Raw genomic sequence first — 11,563 nt, forward strand, 5'->3', positions numbered from 1 at the left:
CAGTTATCACATGCAATTATGAGGACAAAATCTGTAGGTAAAAAGAAAATAAACATCGTAACACTGGGCTGTTCCAAGAACGTTTACGATTCCGAAGTGCTGATGGGCCAATTGGAAGCCAACGGGAAAGAAGTAGTACACGAGCAGCGTGGTGACATCGTAGTCATCAATACTTGCGGATTCATCGATAACGCAAAGGAAGAATCCATCAACACCATCCTTGATTTTGTTGAAGCCAAAAACCGCGGCGAAGTAGAAAAGGTTTTCGTTACCGGATGTCTGTCAGAACGTTACAAACCAGATTTGGTACGTGAAATTCCGGATGTGGATCAGTATTTCGGGACCCGCGATTTACCGGTTTTGCTGAAGCATTTAGGTGCAGATTACAAGCATGAGTTGGTGGGCGAAAGGCTTACTACCACACCAAAACATTACGCGTACCTGAAAATTGCCGAAGGCTGCGACAGACCTTGCTCTTTTTGCGCGATTCCTTTGATGAGAGGGAAAAACATTTCCACACCGATTGAAAATTTGGTGATCGAAGCCGAAAAACTGGCTAAGAAAGGCGTGAAAGAACTGATTTTAATCGCGCAGGACCTTACGTACTATGGACTTGATATTTATAAAAAACGCGCGCTCGGCGATTTGCTTTTAAGATTGGTGAAAGTGGACGGAATCGAGTGGATCAGACTTCATTATGCTTTCCCAACAGGTTTCCCGGAGGATGTCCTTGAAATCATTAAAAACGAACCAAAGGTTTGCAACTATATCGACATTCCGCTGCAGCATATCAATTCCGATATCCTGAAAGCGATGAAACGCGGAACCTCTCATGAAAAAACGAACGCACTTTTAGATAAATTCCGCGAGAAAGTGCCGGATATGGCGATCAGAACGACGCTTATCGTTGGGTTTCCAGGCGAAACTGAAGAGCGCTTTCAGGAGATGAAAGAATGGATAAGGACGCAGCGCTTCGACCGTTTAGGATGTTTCACTTATTCGCACGAAGAAAATACCACGGCCTACGAACTAATAGATGATGTGCCGCAGGAAGTGAAGGAAGCACGTGTAGAAGAGATCATGGAACTGCAGTCGCAGATTTCGTGGGAGAAGAACCAGGAGAAGATTGGGAAAACCTTCCGCTGTATTTTCGACCGTAAGGAAGGGAACTATTTTGTAGGCAGAACCGAATTTGATTCGCCCGATGTCGATAACACCGTTCTTGTTTCTGCGGAAAATACTTATTTGTCTATCGGGGAATTCGCTAACGTGCGTATTACTTCAGCAGAGGAGTTCGATTTATATGGTGAGGTAGTGTAAAAAAGACCTACAATATTTATATTTTAAAAAAAAGCATTTAAAACAGGATTTTAAATGCTTTTTTTAGTTAAAAGGTTCAATTTTAATAGTTTATTCTGATTTTCACGGGGGAGTTATGCTTCGAACAGTTAATTGCGTTAACATTTTAAGGTTGTTTTTAACTCTTTTTAACAATTGCTTGAAAATACCATGAATAAAGGGATTGCAATCTGTTTTAAGAAAATATTAAGAAAATATTAAGAGTTATTAACATTTTGATTGTGGCAAAGAATAAGAGCCGGTTAAATTTGCAGCGTCAAAACCAATAAAAATATTCAACATGATGAAAAGAGGAATTCTCGTAATCATAATGATGATTTCAACACTTGGTATTTATTCTTTCAAGATTAATGCCAATGATGCCAAAACAAGTTTTGCATCGTTTTACCACGATAAGTTTAATGGTAAAAAAACCGCAAGCGGTGAAATTTTCAGTAACAGAAAGCTGACCGCGGCACACAGAACGCTTCCTTTTGGGACGGTAGTAGAGGTAACCAACCTGCGTACCGGCAAAAGTATAGAAGTAAGAATCAATGACCGTGGTCCATTTCATTCTTCCAGAGCTTTAGACCTGTCTAAAGCGGCGTTCGATTCAATAGGCAGTACCGCTAAGGGGACGATGCCAGTTGAATATGAGATTGTCTATTAATTACCCGACGTAAAAAACTAAAAAGTCCGTTTCAGCGATGAGACGGACTTTTAGTTTAAATAACCTTGGTAGCCTTATAAGCGTTCTAAGCGCTTACAACGTTCAGGAAAAAGAAGCCGGCCCCGCAGGGGCCGGCTTCATGATAATAATTCATTAAGGCGCTTATTTAGCGCTTAGGTTGATTTCGCTTACCGCGAGTTCAGTAAGGTCGGTGTCGCAGTTTTTTTCTTCATTCAGCGTTGTGCTTAGCAATTCCTGTGCTTCAGTTTCTTCCAGCAGTTTGGCATACGTCACCAGTGTACCGTATGAGGCAATCTCGTAATGTTCTACTTTTTGGGCAGCCGCAATAATTGCCGCGTCTCGTACGGCGCCTGGCTCGGTCTCTTTCATGATGCTTTCCGCTTCTTTTAACAAGCCATCCATCGCGTCGCACTTTTCAGCCTTGGCTTTTTCACCCAGCGCTTTAAATGCATCTTCAAGGCGTGTTACCTGAATTTCTGTTTCTTCAAGATGTTTATTTATGGCTTCTACCAATTTGGGTGAGGTGGCATTTTTAGCCATTTTAGGAAGATTTTTTACCAGGGCTTTCTCTGCCCAGTACATATCTTTCAATCCGTCTACTAAGAATTCTCTTAGAGATTCTGCGGCATCGCTTGCAGGTTTAATTTTAGCAGCGGATTTGGTGGTCGTTGTTTTTTTAGTGGTTGCCGATTTAGCGCTATCAGACTTAGCTGATGAGGTCTTGGTTGCAGTGGATTTAGAACCGCTGGACTTTGCAGTAGCTGATTTGGTTGCAGTTTTTGCCATGATGTGTTTTTTTATATTAATATTTTGTGATTTGGTTTCAGTGGATTTACAAATATAATACCACATATTTGTAATTATTCACCGGTTTCGTCGTGAGGTGCGTCCACAGGTTTTGACTGGGAAGAACCTTTCTGCCTTAAATAAATGGAAAGGATGATGATGGCAAATATGGATAGGAACTCACTTTGCCAATTCTGGAAAGATTCAAACCAAAGCCTAGAGCCTGAGAGATAGTCACTGAGTTTTTCAGGTGGTTTACCGGCCAGCAGAAGTTCGGTATTGGCATCTTTCAAACTGCCGTAAATATGCAGCACAAAAGAAAGCAAAAAAAGGATCAACAAGGTGCCTGTAAGCGAATTTTTATACAAAGCAAGCCAAATTCCGCCTTTTCTTACGGGCCACGGCGCACCCGGCCTGTCTGGTGAAGGTTCGCGGTCAACTTCATTAAATTCCCCGTCGCATTTCTTAGATTCCGAAGAACCCTTTTGTCTTAAGAAAATTGTGAACCACACCAAAAGTGCCATTTGTAGGAACTCACTTTCCCAGTTTTCGAACGTGGCTTCTATAAAATGCCCGGATTGCAGGTAATCCCAGAGTCCCACAGGTTGTGCGCCCCAATCTATAAGGTCTTTGTTATGCTCTTGTATCCCAAAATAAATCTGCCCTGTCATCCCAAGGATGAAGAGCAGAAATAAGGCGATGGATAAACCATTATGATAAAGAAATCTCTTCATTGCCGTAGTAATGGTATAAGGAAATGAGAAATCAGTTGATTTTTTCGAGGGTGTTTACTTTCTTACCATTAAGTTTCAGGCACTCATTCTGATAGACTTCCTTTCGAAGGTTGGTACTAGAGAAACGGTGGTGACGTTCATTATAATAAAGTGTGATTTTTTGTTCTTCACAAAAATCGCGACCGGTGAAGTTCTTGTCTTTGTATTCCACCCCGATGATTCGCACGTCGATATGATAAAGCTTTAAAATATCTTCAAGGTCTTTTTCTGTTGTATAAGGAATGATTTCATCTACATATTTACAGCCTTTGAGTTGGATATAGCGTTCTACCACGGTTTGTGTAGGTTTATTTTTCTCAGGCCGGTCTATGGTAGGGTCGGTTTGTAAGCCCACGATCAGGTAATCGCATTGCTGTTTAGCTTCTGCAAGCATGCGTACGTGGCCCGCGTGCAAGAGATCGAAACAACTGAAGGTGATCCCTACTATTTTTTTTGAAGAGTTTTCCATAAGATTCAATTTTAATGTTAAATTACAGGTGATTCAATAAATCTTTCCTGATGTTGAAGGATAGCGCTGATGTAATCATCCACAGGGATTCGGTTACCGGCGGCATCCAGATCGAAGATTCCGGAGTTATGATAATGATGCAGGTTATCCCAGTCTGGCCTATCAGTGACGGGATAGAGACAAATCCCCTGAAAATCGACACCTTTTTCAGCGGCTTTCAGGCATTCATCTGCAATTTCATGTAGCCATTCTGCACGTCCTTCACCAAAATGACCGGTTTCCGAGAGAAACATAGGTTTGCCGTACCGCCGGTAAGCGTCCATCAATAGCTGATGGAGCGGTACACGCTGTCCATCGGGGTCGGGCCAGCACAAGCTGTCGGCTTCGCCTTTCCACTGGCAGTTCCAATAGTAATTAAACCCGAGGATTTCAAGATATTCTTCTTTACCGCCAAGTTCAGGACAGAGTCTGCCGCCAATCATATCCATCGCTTCGAACTGATATTCATTTCTTCGTGCCAGATGCTCAGGCTCGTCACCATTGCAGTGAATTTTCACCAATGGCTCTACCATCACGATCTTACAGTCGGGCAATTCTTCTTTCAAAACTTTGATGCCCTGTATGGCTGCTTTACAGATATGGTATTTAATATCCCAACCATTATGAACGGCATACGGTACAGTGCCACGGTCCTCACCTGAAAACCAGGAAAGGAAACTGATCTCATTCACCGGCACTACATATAAAGGAGCAGAGGAATTCTCACGATAAAAGTTCGCAAAAGCCCTGCATAATCCCACAAACCGGTCGGTAAACTGTGGGTGCGTCGGGAATAGTCCGTCAGGATAACCAAAATGTATCAGGTCCCAGATGGTTTGCATGCCCATCCTCTCAGCGGTTTCCATGCGTTGCTGCACTTCAGAGAAATCATATTGCCACGGTGTTTTTTCCACCTGGCTCCAGCAGATTCCTTCACGGATGGTTTTGATGCCGATATCAGACAACAGTCTGAAATCTTCTTCGGCACGCTGGTCATGTTGTGTTTCAGCCAACAGGTTTACGCGGTTGACCATGCGGTTTAAATGGTCTGCACATTCAAAACCGCCCATAAAATAGCTTTTAAACAGTGGTTCGTGCATCATGATGTTTCAGATTTGGAGTTTCTAATGATGAAAATAAATCTAAAGCATTTTTAAAAGCCTGATCCATATTGAAATATTTGTAGTTTGCCAAGCGGCCTACAAAATAGATATTGGTGAGTTTATCGGCTTCTTCTTTATATTTTTCGTAGATTGATTGGTTTTTTTCGTTCGGTACAGGGTAGTACGGTTCGCCCTCATCTACAGTGTATTCTTTTACGATGCTTGTTTTATCGGATTTTTGATTGCCGAAATGTTTATACTCCACAATACGTGTGAAATCTACCTCTTCACCGGGGTAATTCACCACACTGTTTTCCTGGTAATACTCCTGATCCAGATGTTCGGTCACAAAATTGATCGAACGGTATTCAAGTTTTTCCAATTCAGTCTTAAACTCGAAGAAACGGTCAACAGGACCGGTGTAGAACAGCTTTTCGTATCCGGTGTACTGATCTTTTACATCAAAATAATCTGTGTTTAAAAGTACCGTGATGTTCGGATGGTTCAGCATTTTTTCGAATATTTTGGTATATCCGCCTTTTGGCAGCGCCTGAAATTCATCCGAGAAATAACGGTCATCATAATTGGTCCTTACCGGGATGCGCTCCAGCACAGAGGCGTGTAACTCAGCCGGATATTTATCCCATTGTTTTTTTGTATAATGCTTAAACATCTTTTCGTAAAGCACTGGCCCTACACGGTTCAGCACGGCTTCTTCACCATTTGCCGGTTTTTCGAACTCAATTTTATTGGCATCAAGCCAACCGGTCATTTCTTCTTCAGTTTGAATATCGGTTCCGAAAAGGGTGTTTACAGTAGTGATATTTACAGGGATTGGTACGGTTTTGTCATCCACTCTGGCCACCACACGGTGCTCCCATGGGTACCATTCACCGAACCTGTTTACATATTCCCAGACTTCTTTTTCATTCGTATGGAAAAGATGCGCGCCATATTTGGAGGTCAAAATGCCGTTTTCATCATAATAATCATAGCAGTTACCTGCGATGTGGTTGCGTTTTTCGACTACAACCACTTTTTTGCCCAAGTTTGCGTAACGTTCGGCAAGGGTAGCGCCAGAAATCCCGGCTCCTACGATCAGAATATCTGTATTTTTCATGCAGTAACTTTTTGAATGATGGATTTCATGCTATTTGCGGTGTGATCCCAGGAAGTTTTTTCAAGTATGTTCTTATACTCACCGAGGTCTTTGTTTGGGGTTTCTTTTAAGGCCTTGCAGAAATCATCTTCATTATCGATCAACAAGATGCAATTGCTGTAATCGCGTTCTACATCACGGATTCTGGTGGAAATAATGGGTTTCCTCGCAGACATATATTCCAGGGTTTTGGTAGGACTGATGAATTTAGTCGCATCATTAAGTGCGAAAGGCATCATGGCTACATCGAAAAAATGCAGATATTGGGGCAGTTCTTCGTAAGATTTCATCCCAAGATAATGGATGTTTTGTGCCCTTGGCAGGTCTTTGTCTTCTATTTTACACAATGGCCCGATCATGACAAATGAAGTTTCCGGAGATTTTTCCGCGGTTTTTCTAAGTAAATCCAGATCGATACGTTCATCAATCACGCCATAATAACCAACGATGGGATGTGGGATGTCTTTCAAATCTGCCGGCATTTCCACTGTATCAGTATTTTTGTTAGAGAAATGGTCTACATCTACCGAACTCGGGAAACAGAATACATTATGATGTTTTTGCTGTTTAGATTCATATAGTGACTTCCCGCCAGTATAAACGACATCCGCCGCGGCAAGCAATTGACGCTCCTGTTCAATCAAATGGGCTGAGGCTCCTTTAAATAGCGAAAGCTCATCCATACAGTCATAAACAACGCTGTCAAACTCTAGCGTATCAAGAACTGAGATAAATGCCGGTGAGTAAAACCATCCTACCGGGAAAACACGGTTCTTAAGATGCTTCTTTAAGAAAGAACCTATGGATTCTATATTTTGTACTGGCGGACGGAATACGTGGATGTTAGCCGTAATCTCCCGCACTTCCAGTGGGGAATGGCCATTAAGACGGGTGGGTTGTGGCTCTTCTACCACAAGGATCTTATAGTCCTTTGCCAAACGGCTGATGAGGTGTTGTGGGCGTTGGTAAACGAAATCCCAGCGTAGGTGGCAGAATACAATCATATCATACTCATGATGATTGTCGCTCTTTGAATTAGCAGCTTCCATAAGTTTATTTTTTAATTTTGGTTATTAATGTTGTTTTATCTCCCTAACTTACAGCCATTACAAATGAGTGTGCTGCTTTTGCAGCACCTTTACAAGTACGGACATTATAAAACGAAGAAGGAAGATGATGCGGGAAAGAAAGTGCTGAAATTGTTTCAGTATTTTCTCTGAAGCCCTATGCTCAGCGTAACAAAGAATATACCAACTGAAGCGAAAAAGCGCTAAACTTGATAATATGGGATAATAAAAGGGTTATGAACAGGATTTGAACCGAAGTTATTAGCAAAATAATATCAATTTAAAAATCACAGGTCCAGTTCCACTAAAACCGGGCAATGGTCGGAGTGGAAAACCTCTTTCAGGATGACCGCACGCCTAAGTTGTTCTTTTAAAGGATAAGATACAAAGTTATAATCCAGCCGCCAGCCTTTGTTGCGCTCGCGCGAGTTTTGCCGGTAGCTCCACCAGGAATAATGGTCGGGTTGGTCGTTGAAGAACCTGAAACTGTCGATCAGTTCGCATTCTTCAATGAATTTGGTAAGCCATTCTCGCTCAACAGGTAAAAACCCAGAAGCGTTTTTAAGTCCTTCTGGATTATGGATGTCGATAGGTTTATGGCAAATATTAAAATCCCCGGAAATAATAAGATTCGGGATGGTTTGTCGGAGATTCTTGATGTACGCCAGAAAATCATAGCAAAAACTCATCTTAAAATTCAGCCTCTCTATATTTGAAGCAGAAGGTACATATACTGAAATCACCGAAAATCCCTCGAAATCCGCACGGATAATCCGTCCTTCGGAGTCGTAGCTTTCTATACCACAACCATGCTCCACATGCAGGGGTTCGGTTTTGGAAGCGATGCCCACGCCAGAGTAGCCTTTTTTCTCTGCCGAATGCCAGAAACTTTTGTAGCCGCATCTTTCAAGACTTTCAATATCGATCTGGTCGTTACCGGCTTTGCTTTCTTGGATGCAAATGATATCAGGATCCGCTACTTGTAGCCATCCGAGGAAATTTTTTGTGAAAGCCGCACGTATGCCGTTGACGTTATAAGAAATGATTTTCATGGAAGGCAAAAATAAGGATTATATGCTGCGGAAACCGGCCTGCCATAAAAAAGGCGGAAAAAATCGAAGATTTTTTCCGCCTCATCGCCCAAATCAAATAAACTATGAAAAAACTATTTGGGCTCTAAAATACTGATGGGTATTATGATTTCTTCCAAAGAGATGCCACCATGCTGATAGGTTTCTTTATAATAATTTACAAAATGGTTGTAGTTTTTCGGGTACGCAAGAAAAGTGTTGTTTTTAGCAAAAATATATTTCGAACTAAGGTTTCCTTTAGGTAAAAACAGTTTTTCAGGGTTCGAAATGGCCCACACATCGCTGTTTTCGTACGTCAGACTTCTGCCGGTCTTATAACGGATGTTGGTGGATGTCTCGCGGTCGCCCACCACTTTACTGGGTTTTTTTACATAAATAGTCCCATGGTCGGTGGTAATTACAAGTTTAAAGCCATTTTCTGCCGCCTGCTTGATGATTTTCAACAACGATGAATTCTCGAACCAATTGTAGGTCAGCGAACGGAAGGTTTTATCATCACGAATCAACTGATTGACAATTACATTGTCGGTCTTTGCGTGCGAAAGGATATCGATGAAGTTATATACGATGACCAGTAAGTCGTTGTTTTTGTGCTGGTTGAAGTCTTCAAGGATTTTCCGTTCAAAATCTGCGTTAAGGATTTTTAAATATTTCATTGATCTGCTCGAAAGCCCCAAGCGTTTCATCTGATCCTCTAAAAATTCGCGCTCGTGCTCGTTTTTATTGCCTTCTTCGTTATCATTGAACCAATATTCAGGGAAGCGTTTTTCGATTTCCGATGGTAAAAGTCCGGCAAAGAAGGAGTTCCGTGCATATTGGGTGGCGGTTGGCAAAATGCTGAAGTAATAATCTTCCGAGGTTTTATTGTAAAATTTGGTGAACAGCGGTTCTATGACTTTCCATTGGTCATACCGCAGGTTATCAATCATCAGCAGCAGTACTTTGTCTTTTTCGACCTCGGTTTTTATTTTATCTTTGAAGAGGGTGTGGCTCATCATGGGTTTTTCGCTACCGTGCAGCCATTCTTCATAGTTGTTTTCTATGAACTTCGAGAATTGGATGTTGGCTTCCTCCTTTTGTGACTGTAGCAGATCGGCAAATTCATTGTCGAAAACCTTATCGAACTTTACTTCCCAATTAAGGATTTTCTTGTAATACTCCGCCCAATCCTGATAGGTCCTCATGTAAGAGAGTTCCATGGAAAGGTTCCGGAATTCCTGCTGATATTCAAGTATGGTTTTTTGTTCGACCAGCGTGTCTTCCTGAAGGTTTTTTTTCAGCGAAAGCAGCACCTGGTTCGGATTCACCGGCTTCAGGATATAGTCGGCAATCTGCGAACCAATGGCCTGTTCCATAATCTGTTCTTCCTCATTTTTGGTCACCATCACAATTTTTATGGCCGAATCTATGTTCTTAATCATCGGGATCGCCTCCAGACCGCTGATGCCGGGCATATTTTCATCCAATAGCGCGAGCTGGAAGTTTTCTTTCTCAATTAGTTCCAGCGCTTCATTCACATTGTTTACAGGAACGATGTGGTAGCCTTTGTTTTCCAAAAATACAATGTGCGGTTTCAGTAAATCTACTTCATCATCAATCCAAATCAGTTTCGACATATATTTTAAATTCAATAATTCTGTTTCAAGGTCTAATCGTTTTAAACTCTATGGCATCAAAAATACAAACAAAGATTCCCAAGTTTTTTTTAAAGGCCGTTAAAGTTGCGTTAAAAATAGTCGCAGCAAAATGCTCCCCGAAATGCTTTATAATGCGTAATTTTGTGCTATCTGAACTGTAAATTGGCATGACGAATAAATTTAAAATCATCAATGATCCGGTGTACGGATTTATAAAAATACCGCACGAAATCCTGTTTGATGTCATCGAGCATCCTTATTTCCAAAGGTTACGCCGTATTTCCCAGACCGGCTTGCTGAATCTTATTTATCCGGGTGCCACCCATACGCGTTTTCATCATGCGCTTGGCGCCATGCATCTGATGTTTACCGCATTGGAGACTTTGAAGCTTAAAGGCACCGTAATTTCGCGGGAAGAAGAAAAATCTGCGATGTTGGCGATTTTGCTACACGATATTGGTCATGGGCCATTCTCTCACGCACTTGAAAATATGTTGATGCACGACTGGCATCACGAAAAACTCTCGCTGCTGCTCATGAGGCGCCTGAATGACGAGTTTGAAGGGGAACTGTCGATGGCTATTGAAATGTTTCAGGGGAAATATCACCGGAAATTCTTTAACCAGTTGATATCTTCTCAGTTAGATGTGGATAGGTTGGATTACCTGAAGCGCGATAGCTTTTACACTGGCGTTACCGAAGGCAACGTAAACACGCAGCGTATCATCTCCATGATGAATGTGTCGGATGAGGAGTTGGTAATTGACGCGAAAGGCATTTATTCAATAGAAAACTTCCTTACCGCACGGATGTTTATGTACTGGCAGGTGTATTACCATAAAACCTCGGCTTTGGCAGAGCATCTTCTGGTGAAGATATTGGCTCGGGCAAAAGAGCTGGTGCTGGCAGGTACAGCACTTCCGGCCTCGGAGAACCTGCGGTATTTTTTACATAGAAACCACTCCGGATCGGCTTCGCCGGAGGATATCCACCGTTTTACCCAGTTGGATGATACGGATATTATCCAGGCGATGAAGGCGTGGGCCGAACATGAGGATTTTCTGCTGTCTTATTTTTGCCAGTGTGTGATCCGCCGTCAGTTCCCAAAGACCGTAATTTCCTCCAAGCCTTTTGACGCTGCTTTTATTCAGCAGAAAAAAGAGAAGACCAATGAAATCTTCGGCATCGAAAACGGTGAGAAACTGGTAGATGAAATTGCCCTGTCCTTGTTGCCGTACAGCGCGCACAGGCAGCCTATTTATCTGTTGCTGAAGGATGGGCGGAAAATTACTTTAGAAAATTCTGAAAATCAAATACTTTCATCTTCTATCAGCCAACCGAACACGAAATATATCCTGGCTTTTCCGCGTGAAACCGACGCAATAATTTAAGTACAATATAAGTGCGATA

11 protein-coding genes are annotated in these 11,563 nt (G+C 42.1%); 3 read left to right on the top strand and 8 right to left on the bottom strand.

The annotated features are described in order from the left end of the window. Nucleotides 1-18 precede the first annotated feature (18 nt). Both rimO and CO230_RS02320 read left to right on the top strand, forming a co-directional pair. On the top strand, nucleotides 19-1,320 hold the full coding sequence (gene rimO, locus CO230_RS02315; protein WP_122028859.1) for a 30S ribosomal protein S12 methylthiotransferase RimO: 1,302 nt from the start codon (nucleotides 19-21) through the stop codon (nucleotides 1,318-1,320). Between the two features lie 319 nt (nucleotides 1,321-1,639). Further along, on the top strand, nucleotides 1,640-2,008 hold the full coding sequence (locus CO230_RS02320; RefSeq protein ID WP_122027125.1) for a septal ring lytic transglycosylase RlpA family protein: 369 nt from the start codon (nucleotides 1,640-1,642) through the stop codon (nucleotides 2,006-2,008). Between the two features lie 162 nt (nucleotides 2,009-2,170). On the opposite strand, the gene CO230_RS02325 is transcribed toward CO230_RS02320, so the two are convergent. The 8 genes from CO230_RS02325 to CO230_RS02360 all read right to left on the bottom strand — a co-directional run bounded on the left by CO230_RS02325 (nucleotide 2,171) and on the right by CO230_RS02360 (nucleotide 10,132). After that, the gene (locus CO230_RS02325) at nucleotides 2,171-2,815 is read right to left on the bottom strand and encodes a ferritin-like domain-containing protein (RefSeq protein ID WP_122028860.1); all 645 of its coding nucleotides are present in this window, start codon (nucleotides 2,813-2,815) and stop codon (nucleotides 2,171-2,173) included. A gap of 74 nt (nucleotides 2,816-2,889) precedes the next feature. Next, the gene (locus CO230_RS02330; protein ID WP_122027126.1) at nucleotides 2,890-3,549 is read right to left on the bottom strand and encodes a DUF6766 family protein; all 660 of its coding nucleotides are present in this window, start codon (nucleotides 3,547-3,549) and stop codon (nucleotides 2,890-2,892) included. A 31-nt stretch (nucleotides 3,550-3,580) separates the two neighbouring features. After that, nucleotides 3,581-4,057 (bottom strand): adenylyltransferase/cytidyltransferase family protein, encoded by a 477-nt coding sequence (locus CO230_RS02335; RefSeq protein ID WP_122027127.1) that lies wholly within the window; start codon nucleotides 4,055-4,057, stop codon nucleotides 3,581-3,583. Nucleotides 4,058-4,074: 17 nt separating this feature from the next. After that, nucleotides 4,075-5,199 carry a beta-galactosidase gene (locus tag CO230_RS02340; protein ID WP_122027128.1) on the bottom strand — a complete coding sequence of 375 codons (1,125 nt, stop codon included), beginning with the start codon at nucleotides 5,197-5,199 and terminating at the stop codon, nucleotides 4,075-4,077. After that, nucleotides 5,177-6,319 carry a UDP-galactopyranose mutase gene (gene glf, locus CO230_RS02345; protein ID WP_122027129.1) on the bottom strand — a complete coding sequence of 381 codons (1,143 nt, stop codon included), beginning with the start codon at nucleotides 6,317-6,319 and terminating at the stop codon, nucleotides 5,177-5,179. The genes CO230_RS02340 and glf overlap by 23 nt, the downstream gene beginning before the upstream one ends. Beyond that, the gene (locus CO230_RS02350; RefSeq protein ID WP_122027130.1) at nucleotides 6,316-7,407 is read right to left on the bottom strand and encodes a glycosyltransferase; all 1,092 of its coding nucleotides are present in this window, start codon (nucleotides 7,405-7,407) and stop codon (nucleotides 6,316-6,318) included. The genes glf and CO230_RS02350 overlap by 4 nt, the downstream gene beginning before the upstream one ends. A 305-nt stretch (nucleotides 7,408-7,712) precedes the next feature. Beyond that, complete coding sequence (xth, locus tag CO230_RS02355) at nucleotides 7,713-8,477, bottom strand: exodeoxyribonuclease III (RefSeq protein WP_122027131.1); 765 nt, start codon at nucleotides 8,475-8,477, stop codon at nucleotides 7,713-7,715. A gap of 113 nt (nucleotides 8,478-8,590) precedes the next feature. Beyond that, nucleotides 8,591-10,132 (bottom strand): bifunctional response regulator/alkaline phosphatase family protein, encoded by a 1,542-nt coding sequence (locus CO230_RS02360; protein ID WP_122027132.1) that lies wholly within the window; start codon nucleotides 10,130-10,132, stop codon nucleotides 8,591-8,593. A 188-nt stretch (nucleotides 10,133-10,320) separates the two neighbouring features. Between CO230_RS02360 and CO230_RS02370 the strand changes: the two genes are divergently transcribed. Then, nucleotides 10,321-11,544 (top strand): HD domain-containing protein, encoded by a 1,224-nt coding sequence (locus CO230_RS02370; RefSeq protein ID WP_122027134.1) that lies wholly within the window; start codon nucleotides 10,321-10,323, stop codon nucleotides 11,542-11,544. Nucleotides 11,545-11,563 lie beyond the last annotated feature (19 nt).

The sequence above is a fragment of the Chryseobacterium sp. 6424 genome (assembly GCF_003692615.1).
Taxonomy (GTDB): Bacteria; Bacteroidota; Bacteroidia; order Flavobacteriales; family Weeksellaceae; genus Kaistella.